This is a genomic window from Brucella daejeonensis (genome assembly GCF_014199265.1).
Classification (GTDB): Bacteria; Pseudomonadota; Alphaproteobacteria; order Rhizobiales; family Rhizobiaceae; genus Brucella; species Brucella daejeonensis.
Genome location: NZ_JACIJG010000010.1, coordinates 120,316 through 140,844 on the forward strand (window position 1 = coordinate 120,316; position 20,529 = coordinate 140,844).

Here is a 20,529-nt window from a genome sequence, read left to right on the forward strand (position 1 = left end):
ATCGGTCTTTTACGGTAGGATTCTCGGCGCGCCTGTGTTAGGGCGAGCCGTCCACTTTCCTGAACGCATCCGTTTCAGCAACGAAGAGACCAACTCCCTATGGCTGTCAGCTCCAAGCATATTCCCGCTCCCGATCTTCATCGGGTGCGCCGCGCCCTCCTTTCCGTTTCCGACAAAACCGGCCTGATCGATTTTGCCCGCGCGCTCCATGCGCATGGCGTCGAAATCCTTTCGACCGGCGGCACCGCCAAGTCGATTGCCGCCGAAGGCATTCCGGTGAAGGACGTGTCCGAAGTAACCGGTTTTCCTGAAATCATGGACGGGCGCGTCAAGACGCTGCACCCGGCGGTTCATGGCGGTCTGCTCGCCGTGCGCAACGATCCCGAACACGTTGCGGCCATGGAAGAACACGGCATCGGCGGCATCGATCTCGCCGTGATCAACCTCTATCCGTTCGAGGAAGTCCGCTTCAAGGGCGGCGATTACGACACGACCGTCGAGAACATCGACATTGGCGGCCCGGCCATGATCCGCGCCTCGGCCAAGAACCACGCCTATGTGGCAACCGTCGTCGATCCTGCCGACTATGCCGACATCGTCGCCGAACTTGAAAAGCATTCCGGCTCCCTGCCGCTCGCCTTCCGCAAGAAGCTCGCCGCCAAGGCATTTTCGCGCACCGCCGCCTATGACGCAGCGATTTCCAACTGGTTTGCCGAAGCGATCGAGGAAGAAACCCCGATATATCGCTCGGTTGCAGGCAAGCTGCATTCGGTCATGCGCTACGGTGAAAATCCGCACCAGACCGCAGGCTTCTATCTCACCGGCGAGAAGCGTCCGGGCGTGGCGACCGCGACCCAGCTTCAGGGCAAGCAGCTTTCCTACAACAATATCAACGACACCGATGCAGCCTTCGAACTCGTTGCCGAATTCGATCCGGCCCGCACGGCAGCCGTCGCCATCATCAAGCACGCCAATCCTTGCGGCGTGGCCGAAGCTTCCACCATCAGGCAAGCCTACCTCAAGGCGCTCGCCTGCGATCCTGTTTCCGCCTTTGGCGGCATCGTCGCGCTCAACAAGACGCTCGATGAAGAAGCGGCTGAAGAGATCGTGAAGATATTCACCGAAGTCATCATCGCGCCGGATGCGACCGAAGGCGCACAGGCCATCGTCGCCGCCAAGAAGAACCTGCGTCTTCTCGTGACCGGCGGTCTGCCCGATCCGCGCGCCGGCGGCATTGCGGCCAAGACGGTTGCCGGCGGCCTGCTGGTCCAGTCGCGCGACAATGGCGTCGTTGACGATCTCGATCTCAAGGTCGTGACCAAGCGTGCACCGAGTGACGCTGAACTGAACGACATGAAATTCGCCTTCCGCATTGCCAAGCATGTGAAGTCGAACGCCATCGTCTATGTCAAGGACGGCGCAACGGTCGGCATCGGCGCCGGTCAGATGAGCCGTGTCGATTCAGCCCGCATCGCCGCCCGCAAGGCGGAAGATGCAGCCGAAGCTGCCGGTCTGGCAGAACCGCTCACCAAGGGCTGCGTGGTCGCTTCCGACGCGTTCTTCCCCTTCGCGGACGGCCTGCTTTCAGCCGTTCAGGCCGGTGCGACGGCCGTCATCCAGCCGGGCGGCTCCATGCGTGACGACGAAGTGATCGCCGCCGCCGACGAACATGGCATCGCCATGGTCATGACCGGTATGCGCCACTTCCGCCACTAAACCCTTTTTCAGCTTCAACGACAAAGGCCCCGGAATCGCCGATTCCGGGGCCTTTCGTTCACAGCGGCTTGTTCGCCGGGTAAGGCGTGACCTTTGCCAGCGCGAGACCGACGAGAAAGAACACCGGCAGCACCGACATGCCGAGCGCCGCCGATCCGCTGAGCGCGGTAATCGTCGCAACGAGGAACGGCCCCAGAAAACTCGTCGCCCGGCCGGCAAGCGCATAAACGCCGAAATAGCGGCCCGCTTCCTGCGGCCCGATGCTGCGCGCGAACCATGACCGCGACGAGGCCTGCACCGGCCCGAAAGCCGCGCCGATCATCAACCCGTAGAACAGGTAACTGTGTTCGGCGGCAGTGCCGAACAACTTGCCCTCCCCCTCCAGCGTAAACGGCAGCAGGCCGAAAAACGTATAATCCCGGCCCGTGGAAGCGATGCCCAGGGAAGCGAGAAACAGCAGCGCGAGCGCACCGACGACAACCGCCTTCGAACCGAAACGCGTATCGACACGGCTTGCGGCGAGGCAACTGATGATCGCCATGACATTCAGGATCATCCCGAAAAGCCCGATCTCGGTGATCGTCCAGTGAAACATCGCCGCCGCATAGCCTGCGCCCATCGCCAGAAGCGCATTGACGCCGTCCTGATAGATAAGCCTGGCGGCAAGAAAACGCACGATGCCCGGACGCCTGCGCACTTCGCGCAGCGTCGATCCGAGTTCGGCAAGCCCGCCGCGCACCGCCTGGCGCAGCCGCTGCCCCCGCTCCTGATCGGGCGTGAACAGAAACATCGGCATGACGAAAACCAGATACCACAGCGCCGCTATCGGCCCGCTGATGCGAGCATCTTCACCCATGACGGGATCGAGGCCGAACAGTGGCTTCATGCCGATGATCGTCCGCCCCGTTTCAGGAGAAGCCGCCAGACACAGAACCACGAAAATCAGCACGATCATGCCGCCCAGATAGCCAAGCCCCCAGGCGATGTTCGATACGCGTCCGATATCCCTGCCCGGCACCAGCCGCGGCATCATGGAATCGTTGAAGACGATGGAAAACTCCGCCGCGATCATCGCGATGCTGAAGGCCAGAAGCACCCAGAAGAGCTTCGCGCCCGGCACCGCGAACCACAATGTCATCAGGCTTGCGATCTTCAGGACGGCGAAGAACCCGATCCACGGCTTCCGGGCGCCCGTCTTGTCGGCAATCGCGCCCAGTACGGGCGAGAGAATGGCGATCGCAAAACCGGCCGCGGCGAAGCCATATCCCCATGCGACCTGCCCCGCCTCCGGGCTATCCGCCATGCGGGATATGAAATATGGACCGAAAATGAATGTCACGACGACCGTGAAAAACGGCTGGGCCGCCCAGTCGAAAAAAATCCAGCCCCATATTCCGCGACGCGACGCATAGCCGTGCGCTTCCAGAACCTGATCGCTCAATTGTTTGTTCCTTCCCCCCGCCAGAAAGCAGTCACCGACATACCCATCGGGCGCTTCTCTTTGGCGGGAACGATCCTATACCCCGGAATGCGGGTCACAAGAAACGAAAAGGGCGGCCGAAGCCGCCCTTTGGAGAAAAATATCAGGGCCGTGACCCCGACAAGCGCTACTGTGTCAGGTCGGACATCAGCCCGGCCGCGACCGCCAGCCGCGAAACGGTAAGGTCGCCGCCTTCGGTGAGCGCCACCATACGGCTCTTCACCTGCTCGATGCGCGCGCCGTCCGCGGCGAACCACGCCGCCGCCGGGTCCTTCTCCCCGGCAAAACGCTTGAGCGCCGTAATGGTGATACCGCGCGCGGCCTGGGTGATCGTATCGTTCGCCCGCGACAGGGCCAGGCCGTCATAATAATCCGTGACGGGAATGCTGCGCGCGGCTTCCTCGATGCGGCCGATGCGGAAGGTTTCCGAAACGCCGAAATAGGCTTTTGCCGTGGCCACCAGATCGGCGCCCGCCAGATGCGCGATCAGCGCGATGTCCGGCATGATGCCCGCAAGCTGGAGATTGGCGAGGCGTTGCGCCAGTTTTTCCGGTGCGCCCTTTTCCACGAAAGCAGCCTTGTCGGCCTGAACCGCGCTCTTGAGGAATTGCGGCATCAGACCGTCGAAACGCGGCTCCAGTTCGGCACGCGCCCCGGTGATCGTATCCACCAATTCCGTCAGGTTGGCGCGGGTCGTGTCGTTGCGCAGCACCCAGGCCGTGGTGGCCAGCAGCATTTCGCTGACGATCTGATAGAAACCGTTCTGCACATCGCCCGGCACACGATTGTCGAGCGCATCGATGGCGTCATAGATCGCATCGATCGCAAAGCCGTCACGCACCGCCACATAGGCCCGAACGATATCGGCGGGCGACTTGCCTGTCGTATCGGCCAGACGGCTGATGAAGGTGATGCCGCCGCGATTTATGACGTCATTGGCCAGAAGGGTCGCGACGATTTCCCGCTTCAGGCGATGGTTGGAAATTTCCTGCGTATAGGTCTTCACCATGCGCTTGGGGAAATAACCGAACAGCAGAGACTGGAAATAGGGTTCGTCGGGAAGCGCGCTTGCCACCAGATCGCCCGACAGCGACAGTTTCGCATAGGCAAGCAGAACCGCCAGTTCCGGGCGCGTGAGCGGCTGGCCTGCCTTCTGGCGTTCGATGAGCACGGCATCGGACGGCAGGTACTCCACCTTGCGGTCGAGAAGCTTGCGGTTTTCCAGTTCCGCCATGAAGCGCGCCTGATAAGGCAGCTCGGCCAGTCCCTGACGCTCGCTGAGCGAAAGCGTCAGCGGTTGCAGATAGTTGTTGCGCAGCACCAGTTCGGACACGTCGTCGGTCATGCTGACGAGAAGCTTGTTGCGCGCCGGACGCTTCAGCTTGCCCGAGCGCATGGCGGCCGCGAGCGCGATCTTGATATTGACCTCGACGTCCGAGCAGTTGACGCCCGCCGAATTGTCGATGGCGTCGGTATTGCTCCGGCCTCCGCCGGACCCGCCGGCCCCACCGACCAGAGCATATTCGATACGTCCGCGCTGCGTCACGCCGAGATTGGCACCCTCGCCGATCACGCGTGCGCGCACCTCCGCCCCGGTGATGCGGATCGCATCGTTGGCACGGTCGCCCACCTGCGCATCCGTTTCGGCGGAGGAGCGAATATAGGTGCCGATGCCGCCGAACCAGAGCAGGTCCACCCTGGCCTTGAGGATCGCCGTCATGATTTCCTGCGGCGTGCCGGTGGTCGTCTCCAGACCGATGGCTGCGGCAGCTTCCGGCGAAAGCGTAATCGTCTTCTGGCTGCGGCTATAGATGCCGCCGCCAGCAGAAAGCTTGGTGCGGTCATAGTCCTGCCAGCTCGAACGCGGCAGGTCGAACAGGCGCTTGCGCTCGGCAAAGCCCGTCGCGGGGACCGGATCGGGATCGATGAAGATATCGCGATGGTCGAAAGCTGCCACGAGCCTGATCTGCTCGGAAAGCAGCATACCGTTGCCGAACACGTCGCCCGACATGTCGCCCACGCCGACCACCGTGAAAGGCTCGCTCTGGATATCCATGTCGAATTCGCGGAAATGCCGCTTCACGGCCTCCCACGCACCGCGCGCGGTGATGCCCATGCCCTTGTGGTCGTAACCGGCGGAACCGCCGGATGCGAAGGCATCGTCCAGCCAGAAATCATGCGCCTGGCTGATGGCGTTGGCCGTATCGGAGAAGGTGGCCGTGCCCTTGTCGGCGGCGACCACGAAATAAGGATCGTCCTTGTCGTGGCGCACGACGTCCGTCGGCGGAACGACATGACTGTCCTCGATATTGTCCGTGACCGACAGAAGCGTGGAAATGAAAATCTTGTAGGCGTCGCGACCGGCCTCGAAGACCGCATTGCGGTCGCCGCCGACAGGCAGGCGTTTCGGATAGAAGCCGCCCTTGGCGCCGACAGGCACGATCACGGCATTCTTGACCTGCTGCGCCTTCACGAGGCCCAGCACTTCGGTGCGATAATCCTGTGCGCGGTCCGACCAGCGCAAACCGCCGCGGGCGACCGCGCCGAAGCGCAAGTGCACCCCTTCCACTTCCGGCCCGTAGACGAAGATTTCGCGATAGGGGCGCGGCTCCGGCAAGCCGTCGACAAGACGCGGATTGAGCTTGAACGCGAAGGTCACGCGCGGCTTGCCATCGGCATCGGGCTGCCAGGCATTGGTGCGCAGCGTCACTTCGATCAGGTTGCGGAAACGGCGCAGAATCTGGTCGTCATCGATGCTCGGCACGCCGAGAAGCGCGGTTTCGATACCGCCGACGAGCTTCTTTTCCGCCGTATCGCGGCGCTTGGCCGACGGGTTGAGACGCAGATCGAACAGCGAATAGAGATCGCTCGCGATCTCTGGATAACGGTTGAGCGCGGCAGCGATGAAGCCCTGCGAATAGGCAATGCCCGCCTGTTGCAGATAGCGCCCGTAGGAACGCAGGATCATGATCTGGCGGGCGGTCAGCCGCGCCGTCTGCACCAGCGCGTTGTAGCCGTCATTGTCGGCAAGGCCGTTCCAGACGCTACGGAACACGTCTTCCAGCATCTCGCCGTCGTCGGAAAGATCGACGGCAGAGCCATAGGCGTTCACAAGCTGCATGTCGTGCAGGTAGACGGTCGCCCCGTCCTTGCCAGCCCCATCTCCGCCGACATGTGGAAGATCGATGGTCTGCTCGCTGACCACGCGGAAGCCCATATTCTCCAGAAGCGGCACGCGCCGCGACAGCGCGACCGGCGCGCCATGGTGATAGAGCTTGAGCGAAACCGCATCCGGCCCATCGGTGCGATAGCGATAGAAATCGACGAAAAGCGGTTGTTCGGCGCTCAGGCCCGCAATACGTTCGGCATCGACCAGCGCTTCCGGTGCGGTGAAGATTTCACGATAGGACGGCGGGAAACTCGCGGCCAGGGCGACGGTCTTTCCATCCGCCGTTTCGGTGCTTTCGCGAACCGCATCCTCCCAGGTTCGCACCATGGCGCGGATTTCCTTTTCCAGCGCCTCACGGTCCACATGCGGCGTGGAACGCTCGTGGCGGCGGATGACGAACTGGACGCGCGTCAACCCGCTTTGCAGGAAAACCGGATGGAATTCGAAACTGTCGCCGCCATAGACGTCGACCAGATACTGGCCGATCTTCTCGCGCACGACCGAGTCGTAACGGTCACGCGGAATATAGACCAGCACCGTTGCGAAACGGCCGAAACGGTCGAGACGCGGGATAGCCCGTACGCGGGGTCTTTCGCCCAGCGCGAGGATCAGTTCGGCATTGGCGGTCAGGCTTTCCGTGTCGATCTGGAAAAGCTCGTCGCGCGGATATTCTTCCAGCACATTGATGAGCGCCTTGCCCGAATGGTCTTCGCGGTTGAAGCCGAGATGCCGGATGACCGCATCCGCCTTCGAGCGGATGAACGGGATACCGGCGACCGAGCTTGTATAGGCAACGGAGGTGAACAGGCCCACCAGACGCAATTCGCCGACCGCTTCCCCCGCCGGCCCGAAAATCTTGATGCCGATATAGTCGAGATAGGAGCGGCGGTGCACCGACGAAAGCGTATTGGCCTTGGTGACCATCAGCGGTTCGGCGCTGTCGAGGAATTCCGTCACCTCGCGCGGCGTCACCGTGTCGTCGTCGTGCTTGCGCAGCACGCGCACTTCACTGTCGTTGAGAACGCCGAGCGTTTCCTTGACCGGAACCAGTTCGCGCTTGTCGCCCTTGCCCTTGAAGATCAGTTCGCGAAGCCCGAGGAAGATGAAGCGATCGTCGCGCAGCCATTCCAGAAATGCGATCGCTTCCGGCATGGCCGCGTCGCCGCTCATTTCATGAACGCGCTTGTAATCGGCGATTGCGCCGTCGAGGCGCTTGAGCATCGGCTTCCAGTCGCTGACGGCAGCGCGAACCTGTCCCAGCACACGCTTGATGGCGGCGATGAGATCGGCCTTCGCCTGCTTGTCCAGCGCGGGAAGGTGAACCTGCATGAGGCTGACGCGCTCGACGCCCTCGGCGGGTGCAAGCTGCGACGCTTCACCGAGAATGACCAGTTCGTCCTTCTCGCGTGAAATATCCAGAACCGGGTGCACGACCATGAAGATCCGGCTGGCGCGGTCGTTCAGCTCGCCCATGATGGAATCGAGCAGAAACGGCATGTTGTCGTTGACGATGGTGATGACGCTCACCGGTCGATTATGGGGCTTGCCGCGACGTTCGATACCGTTATCGACGCTGACGATGCTCTTGCCCTTGCGCCAGGATAGAAGCGCTGCGTAACCGTGACGGGCCGAACTGTCGAGAGCGGCGGCATCATAGGCGGCCAGATCTTCCGGCGGCGCCCACTCGAAGAGAAGCTGCGAAAAGGCGGCGAGCACCTTCGACGTTCCTCCCTTCTTTTCCTTCTTGCCTGCCTTGGACGCTTTAACCTTGCTCGACCGATCCTGCTTTGCAGTCACGTCGGATACTCCTGTCATGATGGCAATGCGCGCCAAACTAGCAGATTAGCCATCGGTTTCGATGGAAATTCACGGCAAATAACGAAAAATTTCCCCGAAAGTCAGAAAAGTCGCGTTTAATCCATTTAATTTGGAACAAAACTCCGAAAACTCCTCCCGAAATTTCGGAATATGCCGGAAGGCTTCGCGATCCCTCGCGAAAGGCGGCGTGAAATGGTGAAGCAACCGGCTCGCTTCGCCACTTTTTTGACTAAAGTCTAAATATCTGACTAAAAAAACAGGCCGTCAAAGCTCGACCAGATGATCGTCAAGCTCGTTGGCATTCTCCGCCCCGGCCGGGAAATGCTTTCGCAGGAGAAGCCCCGCCTGGCCGATCGCCTGCACGAACCCCTCCGCCACCTGCGCCTGCGATGCATGACGGGTGAGCGTCGCGACGATCCCGTTCCATTCCTCCTGCCCGACACGGGCATTGATGCCCGCATCGGCAATCACCTCGGCATAATGTTCGGCCATCGAGACGAAGAGCAGGATGCCGGTGCGGTTCTCGGTAATATGGACATTGCGCGCCAGAAACTGTTGTAGCGCGTTGAGATGGGCGCGCTTGTAGCGGATGCGGCGCGGCACCAGAAGCATACGCAGCGACGGCAGGAGCCAGAGTACGAGCATGGCGCTCAGAAACGCCGCCAGCACAGCAAGGCCGAACAGCGGCAGGCGGATATCGAACCAGTACCAGTGCGCGAGAAAGGCCGCGATCACCGAAGCGGCCAGGATGCCGCAGGCCGCGACAAAGCCGGCGGCGAAGAAATAATCGTCGCTGGAGCGCGCCAGCACGGCGTAGATTTCGCCGCTCGTTTCAGCCTCCGCCTGCCGGATCGCTTCCGCGATGCGGGCATGATCCGCGGTGCCGATGATCGTTCTGTCGTGCATGGCCACCCTCTCTACCAGCTTCCCGAAGCGCCGCCGCCACCGGACGAACCGCCGCCGCCGGAAAACCCTCCACCGCCCGACGACCAGCCGCCGCCACCGCCGAAGCCGCCGCCCCGGCCACGACCAGAACCGCCGCGACTGTTATAATCGACGACCATGCCGAGCCATTCATACCGGCCCGGCCCTATCTTGCGGCCGAAGACCGGCGTCAGGATCGACATGCCGAACCCGCCGAAGAAGATCAGGCACCAGAAGGCGATGAAGGCCACGAACACCCAGTCCACATCGTCGGAACTCGTCTGCGCATTGCGCTTTGTCCGCGCTTCCAGTTCCGCCGCATCGCCGGACAGGACCGACAGGATGCCGTCGACGCCCTGCACGATGCCGCCCGAATAATTGCCGGTACGGAATTCCGGGATGATGGTGCCGTTGATGATGACGCTCGAAAGTGCGTCGGTCATGATGCCTTCCAGCCCGTAACCGACCTCGATGCGCACCTTGCGGTCGTTGGGGGCGACCACCAGCAATATGCCGTTGTTCTCCTGTTTCTGCCCCAGCGCCCAGGCGCGGAACAGACGGTTGGAATAGCTCTCGATATCCTCGCCATTGAGGCTCGGCACCGTCACCACCACCACCTGATCCGACGATTTTGCTTCGAAATCGGCCAGCTTCTGCGTCAGTTGCTGGCGCTGCGCGGGATCGATGATTCCCGCCGCATCGACGACGCGGCCGGTCAGCGCCAGCGCGGACTTGCCCGCATCCTGCGCCCATGCCGCAGGGCACAGGGCAAGTGTGGCGAAAAACAGAAGAATGGCCGCGATGAAGCCCCGCGACCAGCTCCAGCCGCGAGACGTGTCATGCAAGAGCCCGATGCGCATCATGGCGGTGCCGGTCAGTTGAAGTTGACCTTGGGCGCGCTCTGGCTCGCTGCGTCGGCGGTGAATGTCTGCATGGGTTGGGCGTCACGGAACCAGATCCATGTCCAGATCATCGTCGGCATGGTCTTGAGCGCCGTATTATAGACACGCACCGCCTCGATATAGTCGCGGCGCGCCACGGCGATGCGGTTTTCCGTGCCTTCGAGCTGCGATTGCAGCGCAAGGAAATTCTGGTTGGCCTTGAGGTCGGGATAACGCTCGACCACCACCATCAGGCGCGACAGCGCGCTGGTGAGATTGGCCTGATTGTCCTGAAACTGCTTGAAGAGTTCGGGATTGTTCAGCGTTTCGGGCGTGATCTGCACCTGCGTCGCCTTGGCGCGCGCATCGATCACGGCCTCAAGGGTTTCCTTTTCATGCGCGGCATAGCCCTTCACCGTCTCGACCAGATTGGGCACGAGATCGGCGCGGCGCTGATACTGGTTCTGTACCTCGCTCCAGGCAGCCTTTGCCTTTTCCTCATTGGTCGGAATCGTGTTGAAACCGCACGCCGAAAGCAGCGGGACCAGAACGATCAGACCGAGAGCGATGAAAATACGGCGGAAAGAGAAGGAAGTCGCAACCGTCGCAGCCGACATGGGGTTCTCCTGAAAAGAGGCGTTGAAGCGCCCGGAAACATCAATATCAGTACCGGCAAATTCGCTTTCACGGAAATGCGAGCCGTCAAATCAACAAGATAGAGAAAATCTGGCAAGTTTCCAGCCGGTTTCGACAAGAACCCTGACCGACCGCCCAAAACAAAAAGGCGACGGATTGCTCCATCGCCTTTTCAAGACAACTGACTGCGAACGAATTATTCGCCTGCAGCTTCCTCAGCCGGAGCGGCAGCGGCTTCTGCGGCGGCGGCAGCAGCCTCGGCAGCCTTGGCTGCGGCTTCTTCTTCAGCCTGCTTGGCCATGGCGATGCGTTCCTGAGCCTTCTTGCCCGGTTCGCCCTTGGTCGGGTTGTTGCGGGCCGGACGCTTGGCAATGCCAGCCTGGTCGAGGAAGCGCAGAACGCGGTCGGTCGGCTGTGCGCCCTGTGCGATCCAATGCTGGATGCGCTCGGCGTCGAGCTTCACGCGTTCAGCGTCCTTGGCCAGCATCGGGTTCCATGCGCCAACGGTTTCGATGAAACGGCCGTCACGCGGGCTGCGAACGTCGGCAACGACGACGTGGTAGTAAGGGCGCTTCTTGGAGCCAGCGCGGGCAAGACGAATCTTCAGAGACATTTTTTCTTTCCTTTAGACAATTGCTTCGCCCGGGGGATGGCCGGGGCAAAACGGGTTGAACCGCCTTTTACGGTTATTACTTTCCGCCGTGGTTTGCGGCGGTATGCTCATGATGCCGAATGACTTCCTTCACGATGAAGTTCAGGAATTTTTCGGCGAAATCAGGATCGAGATGGGCATCGACTGCCAATCCGCGCAGACGCTCCACCTGACGCCTTTCGCGCGTCGGATCGGCGGCTGCGAGACCGCGTTCGGCCTTCAGAACGCCGACAGCCTGGGTGCAGCGGAAACGTTCCGCCAGCATGTGGATCAGCGCCGCATCGATATTGTCGATGGATGCGCGCAGCGTCAGAAGTTCGGCAGGTACGGTATTCTGTTCGTCGTTCATGATGCTCACTTCTTCTTCGGCAGGCCCGGAAGGCCACCGCCAAGACCTGGAAGCTTCGGCCCGCCCAGACCGGGCAAGCCGCCCGGAAGACCGCCACCGGGAAGGCCCGGCAGACCGCCACCCTTGGTCAGGCCGGCCGCTTCCGCCTGCTTGGCCAGCGCCTCAAGCTGCTTGGGGTCCATCCTGGACAGATCGGGCATACCGCCCATACCGCCGCCGCCAAGACCCATCTTGCTGGCAAGACCGCCCATCATCTGCTTCATCATGCCGCCTTTGCCCTTGCCCATGACTTTCATCATGTCGGCCATCTGGCGGTGCATCTTGAGAAGCTTGTTGATGTCGGCGGCGCTCGTGCCGGAACCCTTGGCGATGCGCTGCTTGCGGCTATGCTTGAGAATGTCGGGATTGGCGCGCTCGGCCCGGGTCATAGAACCTATAATGGCGATCTGGCGATCGAAAAGCCTGTCGTCCAGACCGGCGGCAGCCACCTTGTCCTTCATCCCGGCCATGCCCGGCATCATGCCCATGATGCCGCCCATGCCGCCAAGCTTCTTCATCTGGCCCAACTGATCGGCGAGATCGTTGAGATCGAACTTGCCTGACTGCATCTTCCTGGCCATCGCCGCGGCTTTTTCCGCGTCGATGGTTTCGGCAGCCTTTTCGACCAGCGAAACGATGTCGCCCATGCCGAGAATGCGGTCGGCGATGCGCTTGGGATAGAATTCCTCAAGCGCATCCATCTTTTCGCCGGTGGCGATCAGCTTGATCGGCTTGCCGGTGATGGCGCGCATCGAAAGGGCTGCACCGCCACGGCCATCGCCGTCCATGCGGGTCAGCACGATGCCGGTGATGCCGACGCGTTCATCGAAATTACGCGCCAGATTGACGGCGTCCTGACCGGTCAGGCTGTCGGCGACGAGCAGGATTTCATGCGGATTGGCGGCCTTGCGGATATCCGCCATTTCCACCATCAGCGGCTCGTCGATATGGGTGCGGCCCGCCGTATCGAGAATGACGACATCGTGTCCGCCGAGTTTCGCGGCCTGAACGGCGCGGCTGGCGATTTCCACCGGCGACTGGCCGGCAATAATCGGCAATGTATCAACGGAAGTCTGGATGCCGAGCTGGCGAAGCTGTTCCTGTGCGGCCGGACGGCGCGTATCGAGCGAGGCCATCAGCACTTTTTTGCGTTGGCGCTCGGTCAGGCGCTTGGCGATCTTGCCCGTCGTGGTCGTCTTGCCCGAACCCTGAAGACCGACCATCATGACGACGACCGGGGCAGGCGCATTCAGATCGAGCGTGACGCCTTCGGTGCCCAGCATTTCCACAAGCTCGTCATGGACGATCTTGACGACCATCTGGCCGGGCTTGATGCTTTTGAGAATTTCCGCGCCGACGGCCTTTTCACGCACGCGGTCGGTAAAGGAGCGAACCACTTCCAGCGAAACATCGGCCTCGATCAGCGCGCGGCGCACTTCGCGCAGCGCCGCCGTCACGTCGCTTTCGGAGAGAGCGCCGCGTCCGGTCAGGCCGTTCAGGATGGAGCCGAGACGCTCCTGAAGTGATTCAAACATCGACTTGTCCTTTTCATCCGAGACAGACCGGGAGCGCCCAAAGCAGTGCCGCACCCGAGGGCGCATCGCGCTGTCGGATGTGGACCTCCGGGATCGCTTTATACCTTGATGGGTCCCGGTCGGTGGCTCGCGTTCAGAAGATCGCGGATAGATATTGCGCAGGCTTTAAGGCGATTGGCCCTCAATGTCAAGCAAAAGGCCGGAAACCGGCCCCTGGTCAAGCAAAAGGCCCGAAACCGGCCCTTGGCCAAGCAAAAGGTCCGAAACCGGCCCGCGACAGGGGCCGGTTTCCGCTTCGATACAGGATTTATTGCACGCCGGCGCCGACGAGCGGGTCGCCGATTCCCAGCACATAAAGACCGATCAGCAACAGCGTTCCGGCAAGAACGACATAATAGATCGTCGGAATGATGGTCATGCGCAGCGTTGTGCCCTCGCGGCCGAGCAGGCCGACCGTGGCCGACGCCGCAACGACATTGTGGATCGCGATCATGTTGCCGGCGGCGGCGCCCACCGACTGACCGGCGACCAACAGCGCGCCGGAGACGCCAAGCCCTTCCGCCACACCGTACTGGAACTGGCTGAGCATGAGGTTCGACACCGTGTTGGATCCGGCAAGGAACGCGCCCAGCGCACCCACCGATGGCGCGAAGAACGGATAGATATTGCCGACTTCCGTCGCAACCCAGTTCGCCACCATCAGCGGCATGCTGACCAGTTCATTGCCATTGACGCCGGAATTGATCATGACGCGCACCATGGGCACGGTGAAGAGCAGCACGAAGCCCGCCCCGACCAGTGTCTTGGTGCTCTCGCCGAGAGCCTTGCCGAACTGCCCGCCCTTCATGCGATGCAGGAAGAAGGTGATCAGGCAGACGATGACCAGAAGGCCGCCCGGCAGGAACAACGGCGTGAAATCGCCGCCGATGCCGGTTTCGCCCATGATATTGGTGGCGGCGAAGCTGATCGACTTCAGCACATTGCCGACCGACGGGAACACGCGGCTGACAACCAGGAAGATTGCCAGAAGCACATAGGGCGTCCATGCCAGGGCGAGCGGAATTTTCCTGGATGTCAGTTCATCGAGCTTGACCTCGATGCTGCCGATCCAGCCTGAAGGCCATTCCGATGCGGGTGGGAAATCCCAATTCTGCTTCGGCATCAGGAAACCGGCGCGCGCCGCGAATGTCGCTAGCGACAGCCCGACGAGACCGCCGATCATGGACGGGAATTCCGCGCCGAGGAAAACCGCGCTCAGCACATAGGGAATGGTGAAGGCGAACGCCGCGAAGATCGCGAAAGGCAGGATTGCCAGCCCTTCCGTCCACGAACGGTTACGCCCGAAAAAGCGGGTCATGATGAGCACGAGAAACAGCGGCATGAGCGTGCCGCAAATCGCGTGCAGGATCGCCACCTCCGACGTGATGATATGGAAAAACTGTTCCCAGCCCGAACCGCTCCCCTGCAATTGCGCCGTCAGCGCCTCGCGGTTGAGGCCGGATTGCACGCCGACGATCAGCGGTGTGCCGACCGCGCCGAACGAAACGGGAGTGGACTGGATCATCAGCCCGAAGGTGACGGCGGCGAGCGCCGGAAAGCCGATCGCAACCATCAGCGGCGCCACCACGGCGGCGGGTGTGCCGAAGCCGGACGCCCCCTCGATGAAGGAGCCGAACAGCCAGGCGATCAGGAAGACCTGTATGCGCCTGTCCGGGCTGATCTGGGCAAAGCCCGACCGGATGGCCGAGATGCCGCCCGAATATTTGAGCGTATTCAGAAGCAGGATCGCACCGAAAATGATCCAGAGCAGCCCGGCCGTCTGGATCAGTCCCTGAATGGTGGAAGCGGCGACACGATTGCCGCTCATGCCCCAGACCGCCATCGCGATGACGACTGTCAGGACATAGGTCACCGGCATGGCGATGCGCGCCTGAATGCGAAATCCGACCAGCATGACGCCGGCCACAAGAATTGGCAGAAACGCAAATAGCGCGAGAAATCCGTTCGACATGTGGCGTCCTCCCTCGTCAATGTCACGAACTTGAAATCGATTCTATCGATGGGTGGTAAATATTCTTTACCAGTACCGCCATAAGCAATAGGTATGAAAGCGACAGCTTCCAAGCGAAAAATTTCAGCTTGGCCCCGCAGACCGGCAAATACTTGGATGTATTGACAGGAAAATGGCCGTAAGCCCGGCATTCGGGAGCGCGTTTCCCAGGGCAGCGCCTCGTTCCCGGCAGAAATCACGCCCGACGGACGATTGGGACGGATAATTAAGTTAGTCTGAATTACCGCGCTCTAACGTGCCCATCGCATTCGCCAAGCCGGATGACTTTTGGTGTAAGGAATGGCAAATTCGCGTCGAGGTCGAATCAACTCCAAAGGAGAAACGAATGGCATTGATTGCCGAGAGCCGGTCTTGGACGGCAGCAGCAGTTCTTGCAATCAGCATGATGACAGGCGCAGGCGTCGCCGAGGCAGCCCAGTGCGGCAACAATGCCGGCGGGTACAATGCCTGGCTCGATCGGACGGTGAAGGAAGCCGCCTCCCGCGGCATCGGCAGGGCCGGCGTCAACGCGCTTGCCAACACCAAATATGCCAGGGCCACCATCAATGCGGACCGCAACCAGAAGAGCTTCAAGCTCTCCTTCGAGCAGTTCATGCAGAAGCGCGGCGCCAACACCATCATCAAGCGCGGTCGCTCGATGAAGCGGCAGAACGCATCTCTCTTCGCCAATATCGAAAAGCGTTATGGCGTACCCGCCGGTCCGCTGATCGCCATCTGGGGCATGGAAACCGGCTTCGGCTCCTATATGGGCAAGCAGCACACGCTGTCCGCCGTGGCGACGCTGGCCTATGACTGCCGCCGCAGCGACTATTTCACCAACCAGCTTTATGCCGCTCTTCAGCTCATCGACCGCCGGGACCTCAGCCCCAATGCGATCGGCGCCATGCACGGCGAAATCGGCCAGACCCAGTTCCTGCCCGTCAATGTGCTGAAATACGGCGTGGACGGCGATGGCAGCGGCCATATCGACATGGCCCGCTCGAAGGCGGACGCGCTTTATTCGACAGCCAACTTCCTCGTCGGCCATGGCTGGCGGCGCGGCGGGGGCTACCAGCCCGGCGAAGCGAATTACGGCGCGATCCAGGGCTGGAATGCCGCCCAGGTTTACCAGCGCGCGATCGCCGTGATGGGCAAGGCCATCGACGGTAACTGATCGGCAGAACCCGAAAAAATTCAACCAATGGTTGAATTTGCCTTCAAATAGCCATGATTGCCACGAAATAGCCCCGTTTCAAGGGGCTATTTTTGCATCTTTTGCTCCGAATTGACGTCGTTTGAGCGCAAAACGCGGATTTTCGTGTGTTTAAAATAAGGCAAAGCGGCTGCTTTCGATCCGAAGGAAGCCGCTTCGACCGTTCGATTTCGGGAGTGCTTCAGCCGACATCCGGGCGTTTGAAATCGCCAGTCTGGTGATCCATCACCCAAAGCTCTCCGCTCGAAATATCGAACCATGCGCCGTGCAGGGTGAGCTTGCCCTTCTTCTCCAGAATGTCGACGCAGGGGAATGTCCGCAGATTGTTGATCGAATAGCGGATCGAGATGCGCTCCAGCGCGGTCTGGCGCTCAGTCGGCGTCATCAGCTGATTGCCGCTGACCGCCTCGGCGGCCGGAGCGATCAGGCTCATCCACTTGCCGATGAAGTCACCGGGCGAAAGCGGCGCGCTTTCGGTATCGAGCGCGGCCTTGATGCCGCCGCAACGGCCATGGCCCATGACGACGATATTCTTCACCTTGAGGCTTTGCACGGCAAATTCCAGCGCGGCGGATGCCGCGTGATATTCGCCGTCCGGCTCGTAAGGAGGAATGAGATTGGCAACGTTGCGCAGGACGAAGATTTCGCCCGGCGCGGTGTTGAATACGGTTTCGGGAGCGGCACGCGAATCACAGCAGGCAATAACCAGGGTTTCCGGCGACTGGCCCTGATCCGCCAGATGGCGGTAGCGTGAAGTCTCGTGGGTAAAATGCTCGCTCATGAAGGCTCGATAACCGGCGAGAAGTGAATCTGGAAGATCAGCCATGTTTTTCCATTATCCCTATCGAAAACCGAGAGCAATCGAATTGAACGGGCAAGGCTGCATTCGAATGCACGCATTTCCAAACGCAGACCGTTTCACATTTTTGCTGGAAATGTTCAAGCACGAAGCCCCTTGGTCGGATGCATCAGCCGTCGCGTCTGCACCATGGCCATCGGCGCGGCGAGGCTCGACGCATCGGCCTCCAGCATGAGTTCATCGGCGCCGCGCTTGGCCGAACGCGCCATGATCTCGAAGACGGCGGCGGTCGTGCTTTGCAGCATTTTTTCCTCCGTCATGCCCGACAGGCGCCGCGCCAGAAACACCGCCGATGTCAGGTCCCCCAGACCGTTGGTCGGCCCCTCCACACGGCGGTTCTCGGCCATCAGCGCCAGGGTCGGCGTCAGCAAAATATTGCCGATACTGCCATTCATCAGCGGAAAGGCGGAAGTCACCAGCATCGTCGCCGGACCGGCATCGAGCGCCGCTTCCATGAGCGCCTTGTTGTCTTCCAGCGGCACGCCGGCCAGCCATGAAAGCTCGAAACGGTTGGGCGTTGCAATGTCGGCAAGCGGCAAAAGCCGGTCGCGGATGCCCATGGCGGTGGCCTCGGGCACATAGAGCCCTTTTTCATCGCCGATGACCGGGTCGCACAGATAGACGGCGCCGGGATTGTTCGCCTTCACGGTCTTGACCAGCCCGGCCACGGCTTCCGCCTGTTCGGGATGGCCGAGATAACCGGTCAGCACGGCCCCGACCTCGTTCAGCCACGGCGCGCGCTGCAAATCCTGCATCAGGCGCGAAAACTCTTCCGCAGGCGGCACGATGCGCCCGGCAGGCGCGCCCGGAACCCCATGGCCCGGGTGCCAGGGCAGAACGACCGTAGGCACGGCCCAGACCGGAAAACCCAGCGTTTCCAATGCGAAGACGGCAGCGCGATTGCCCACCGAACCGCGAACGACATGGCTTGAAATGACAATAACGGTTGTCGCATCCGAAGGCGCGGGAAGCGTCATTTTGTACCTAGCTTTGCATGAGATAGGAAATGAGCCAGACGATGATCGCCAGCGTTATGAGAAGGCCGAGGCCGCGCCCGATGCGGGTGGCCCAGAGTTCTATCGGATCGTTTTCGGGCGCATCGACGGCGGAAAGATGGTGCGCCGTACGGGACAGGCCGCGCCGCACGATGCCTTCGGCACCGGTCTGCTCGCGCTCCAGCCGTTCGAGAATGCGACGGGCCTCTTCCTGGCGCTCGCGCCCCGGTCCGCCGCCCTCGCCTATGCCCGCCTGATGGCGTTCACCCATGCTCTGCCTGCTCTTTGAAAAGACTCGATTTCCACCACAGGAAACAAACAACAGCATCACGCCCGGAGCGCGGTTCTGCAAGCAATTTATTATAATAGCGGGCGAGCTTCGCGACAGGTTTACCGGCGCTTCCCGGCAATTTCAGCCGTATCTGTCCGAAACCCTATCGCAGAATTTAGGCGTCCGGCGATTAGCCCATCTCGGCTTTGAGGCCCGAAGCAACCAGTATAGGACTGATTTGCTCGTGTCCGAGGTGGGGTGGATTGCGGACTGACAGCTTTTGGACGGCTAACTCCGAGGAAGCGGCCATTCAGACGCCGTGCCACTTGAGTAGGCCCTCGGTTCGGTTTTCACCATAAAAGGCGGTTTGTCTGTTGTAGTAAAAAGGGGCAAAGATGAGAGTCTAAGGATACGCGACGGCGAGTGCCTGTCGGTGCTCATCGGTCATCTCCGCTTCGATGTCATCGAACCAAGCCAGCATCTCGTCCCAGTTGCTACGGCTGAATACCTTCACTCCGTAACGCTTTTCTAAGTCCACCTGTTGCCTGCCCACGATCTCATGCATGGGCCCGTCGATGAGAATAGCGTCACAATAGGGCGCATAGGTCGAAATGTGATCCACGTCGTAATAGAAGCCGGAGAGCTTCTTCAGAGCGTTATCTCTGTTCTGGTAGGCTCCTTGGACCACTAGCATCTTCAGTGTGGCAAACATCCGACTCTTGAGGTCCTGCACCGGGGCGGCCCGGAACTGTTCGGTTGAATAGAACTCAACGATTCGTTCTAGCTTGGCCTTGTGGTCCATTTCCTTGGAAAACTGGCTCAACATCACTTGCACCACTTCGGACATGACAGGCGAGTCCAGGAGGGCGGTGTAGTCGCCCGAAAACATCCGCTTTGCGTAGGTTATGTAGGAGTTGATGTAGCCTCTGGCAGCAGCTTCATGCTCCAATCCTTTGTCTTGTTCAAAGGTGTTGGTCGAGTTTCGCCAGTTCGGGAAAAGGTCAATCAATCCTTCGATAGCTTCGACTTTTCCCTTTCGAACAACGTCACGGTTGCGGTTGTAGCCGCCGACGTCAATTCGATAATACCCATCCCAAACATGGATGTCGTCGTTGATGGCGTCAGCTTTCTCAAACTCCACCGGCTCGTTGTGGAGCCAAGCATGGAGGGCATCCTGTAATTGGTCGTTCTCAATGTGAAAGGCATGCCTGAACTCATGACCGCGTGACGTGTGCTTGATGAACTCCATCAACTCCGCGTACCTCTCCCACATGTGCGTTTCGTCCTCGTGGATGTTAGAGAACGGCACAACCAATTGCTGGCTGGCTGTGAGGTTGGAAATGCGTTCGGCCGCCTCAACAAATACGGGATCGTTAGCGCGGAAGGCATGACTAAAAAAGAATTGGTCCAGATACAGGACCTTTTTCTTCAGCTCAGGCAGCGGGACTTTCTCATTGTACCGACAACGTCCGCACCCACGGTACACGTACCGGGAATAGACATCTACATTGCCAAAGGCTTGCTTGGCGCTGCAGCCGGGACAATCTCCGATAATGTAGCTGACAAGGGCCATATTGCTCCGAATCGGGCACAGTACCCGCTCCAGAGATATAACGAATTTAAGGGTCCGAGAACAATACCGAGGGAAAGGAGGGCGTAACCTGCGAATTGCCATCACCTCGCCCTTCGAGACGGCGCTTCGCGCCTCCTCAGGATGAGGTGATCGGCGCAATGCTGACGTCATTATCGGAATGGCGAACTCCGCACCGTCTTTCACGTCAGACAACCAGTGACGGGAAACCTACCCTCCGTTCGGGCAAAACAAAGCCCCGCCACAAGGGCAGAGGTCGAGTGCCACGACAAAATTCCCCTTTGCCGCAAGGGTCAGGTTTGCCGGCGCTTCTCGACAATTTCAGCCGTATCTGTCCGAAACCCCATCGCA

At 60.6% G+C, this 20,529-nt stretch carries 15 protein-coding genes; 2 read left to right on the top strand and 13 right to left on the bottom strand.

Features of this window, described 5'->3' with window-relative positions; genetic code table 11:
• The first annotated feature begins 99 nt into the window (after positions 1 to 99).
• Positions 100 to 1,716: a bifunctional phosphoribosylaminoimidazolecarboxamide formyltransferase/IMP cyclohydrolase gene (gene purH / locus FHS76_RS14105; protein ID WP_183653789.1), complete on the top strand. Its 1,617-nt coding sequence runs from the start codon at positions 100 to 102 to the stop codon at positions 1,714 to 1,716.
• Between the two features lie 58 nt (positions 1,717 to 1,774).
• On the opposite strand, the gene FHS76_RS14110 is transcribed toward purH, so the two are convergent.
• From FHS76_RS14110 to FHS76_RS14150, 9 genes are all read right to left on the bottom strand, one after another.
• Entirely contained in the window at positions 1,775 to 3,157 is a 1,383-nt protein-coding gene (locus tag FHS76_RS14110) for an MFS transporter (RefSeq protein WP_183653793.1), read from the bottom strand.
• A 166-nt stretch (positions 3,158 to 3,323) separates the two neighbouring features.
• Complete coding sequence (locus FHS76_RS14115; protein WP_183653963.1) at positions 3,324 to 8,162, bottom strand: NAD-glutamate dehydrogenase; 4,839 nt, start codon at positions 8,160 to 8,162, stop codon at positions 3,324 to 3,326.
• A gap of 285 nt (positions 8,163 to 8,447) precedes the next feature.
• A complete protein-coding gene (locus FHS76_RS14120) occupies positions 8,448 to 9,089 on the bottom strand; it encodes a TPM domain-containing protein (protein ID WP_183653796.1) in 642 nt (213 codons plus the stop codon).
• An 11-nt stretch (positions 9,090 to 9,100) separates the two neighbouring features.
• Positions 9,101 to 9,970, bottom strand: coding sequence for a TPM domain-containing protein (locus FHS76_RS14125; protein ID WP_183653799.1), 870 nt, complete (start codon positions 9,968 to 9,970; stop codon positions 9,101 to 9,103).
• 11 nt (positions 9,971 to 9,981) lie between these two features.
• Positions 9,982 to 10,605, bottom strand: coding sequence for a LemA family protein (locus FHS76_RS14130; protein ID WP_183653802.1), 624 nt, complete (start codon positions 10,603 to 10,605; stop codon positions 9,982 to 9,984).
• A 215-nt stretch (positions 10,606 to 10,820) separates the two neighbouring features.
• Positions 10,821 to 11,237, bottom strand: coding sequence for a 30S ribosomal protein S16 (rpsP, locus tag FHS76_RS14135; protein ID WP_183653805.1), 417 nt, complete (start codon positions 11,235 to 11,237; stop codon positions 10,821 to 10,823).
• Positions 11,238 to 11,313: 76 nt separating this feature from the next.
• On the bottom strand, positions 11,314 to 11,625 hold the full coding sequence (locus tag FHS76_RS14140; protein WP_183653808.1) for a chorismate mutase: 312 nt from the start codon (positions 11,623 to 11,625) through the stop codon (positions 11,314 to 11,316).
• A 5-nt stretch (positions 11,626 to 11,630) separates the two neighbouring features.
• On the bottom strand, positions 11,631 to 13,199 hold the full coding sequence (gene ffh, locus FHS76_RS14145) for a signal recognition particle protein (protein ID WP_183653811.1): 1,569 nt from the start codon (positions 13,197 to 13,199) through the stop codon (positions 11,631 to 11,633).
• Between the two features lie 307 nt (positions 13,200 to 13,506).
• Complete coding sequence (locus tag FHS76_RS14150; protein ID WP_183653814.1) at positions 13,507 to 15,210, bottom strand: L-lactate permease; 1,704 nt, start codon at positions 15,208 to 15,210, stop codon at positions 13,507 to 13,509.
• Between the two features lie 385 nt (positions 15,211 to 15,595).
• On the opposite strand from FHS76_RS14150, the gene FHS76_RS14155 reads away from it, so the two are divergent.
• On the top strand, positions 15,596 to 16,423 hold the full coding sequence (locus tag FHS76_RS14155) for a lytic murein transglycosylase (protein WP_183653817.1): 828 nt from the start codon (positions 15,596 to 15,598) through the stop codon (positions 16,421 to 16,423).
• A 220-nt stretch (positions 16,424 to 16,643) separates the two neighbouring features.
• Here the strand turns inward: FHS76_RS14155 and FHS76_RS14160 are convergent, their stop codons facing one another.
• From FHS76_RS14160 to FHS76_RS14175, 4 genes are all read right to left on the bottom strand, one after another.
• Positions 16,644 to 17,288, bottom strand: coding sequence for a carbonic anhydrase (locus FHS76_RS14160; protein ID WP_183653820.1), 645 nt, complete (start codon positions 17,286 to 17,288; stop codon positions 16,644 to 16,646).
• 113 nt (positions 17,289 to 17,401) lie between these two features.
• The gene (pdxY, locus tag FHS76_RS14165) at positions 17,402 to 18,298 is read right to left on the bottom strand and encodes a pyridoxal kinase PdxY (RefSeq protein ID WP_183653822.1); all 897 of its coding nucleotides are present in this window, start codon (positions 18,296 to 18,298) and stop codon (positions 17,402 to 17,404) included.
• A 7-nt stretch (positions 18,299 to 18,305) separates the two neighbouring features.
• The gene (locus FHS76_RS14170) at positions 18,306 to 18,587 is read right to left on the bottom strand and encodes a hypothetical protein (protein ID WP_183653824.1); all 282 of its coding nucleotides are present in this window, start codon (positions 18,585 to 18,587) and stop codon (positions 18,306 to 18,308) included.
• 403 nt (positions 18,588 to 18,990) lie between these two features.
• Positions 18,991 to 20,160, bottom strand: coding sequence for a hypothetical protein (locus FHS76_RS14175; RefSeq protein ID WP_183653826.1), 1,170 nt, complete (start codon positions 20,158 to 20,160; stop codon positions 18,991 to 18,993).
• Positions 20,161 to 20,529: the final 369 nt, after the last annotated feature.

Coding starts and splice junctions, on each gene's coding strand:
- purH (WP_183653789.1), top strand. CDS start 100: ATGGCTGTCAGCTCCAAGCATATTCCCGCTCCCGATCTTCATCGGGTG.
- FHS76_RS14120 (WP_183653796.1), bottom strand. CDS start 9,089: ATGCACGACAGAACGATCATCGGCACCGCGGATCATGCCCGCATCGCG.
- FHS76_RS14125 (WP_183653799.1), bottom strand. CDS start 9,970: ATGATGCGCATCGGGCTCTTGCATGACACGTCTCGCGGCTGGAGCTGG.
- FHS76_RS14130 (WP_183653802.1), bottom strand. CDS start 10,605: ATGTCGGCTGCGACGGTTGCGACTTCCTTCTCTTTCCGCCGTATTTTC.
- rpsP (WP_183653805.1), bottom strand. CDS start 11,237: ATGTCTCTGAAGATTCGTCTTGCCCGCGCTGGCTCCAAGAAGCGCCCT.
- FHS76_RS14140 (WP_183653808.1), bottom strand. CDS start 11,625: ATGAACGACGAACAGAATACCGTACCTGCCGAACTTCTGACGCTGCGC.
- ffh (WP_183653811.1), bottom strand. CDS start 13,199: ATGTTTGAATCACTTCAGGAGCGTCTCGGCTCCATCCTGAACGGCCTG.
- FHS76_RS14150 (WP_183653814.1), bottom strand. CDS start 15,210: ATGTCGAACGGATTTCTCGCGCTATTTGCGTTTCTGCCAATTCTTGTG.
- FHS76_RS14155 (WP_183653817.1), top strand. CDS start 15,596: ATGGCATTGATTGCCGAGAGCCGGTCTTGGACGGCAGCAGCAGTTCTT.
- FHS76_RS14160 (WP_183653820.1), bottom strand. CDS start 17,288: ATGGCTGATCTTCCAGATTCACTTCTCGCCGGTTATCGAGCCTTCATG.
- pdxY (WP_183653822.1), bottom strand. CDS start 18,298: ATGACGCTTCCCGCGCCTTCGGATGCGACAACCGTTATTGTCATTTCA.
- FHS76_RS14170 (WP_183653824.1), bottom strand. CDS start 18,587: ATGGGTGAACGCCATCAGGCGGGCATAGGCGAGGGCGGCGGACCGGGG.
- FHS76_RS14175 (WP_183653826.1), bottom strand. CDS start 20,160: ATGGCCCTTGTCAGCTACATTATCGGAGATTGTCCCGGCTGCAGCGCC.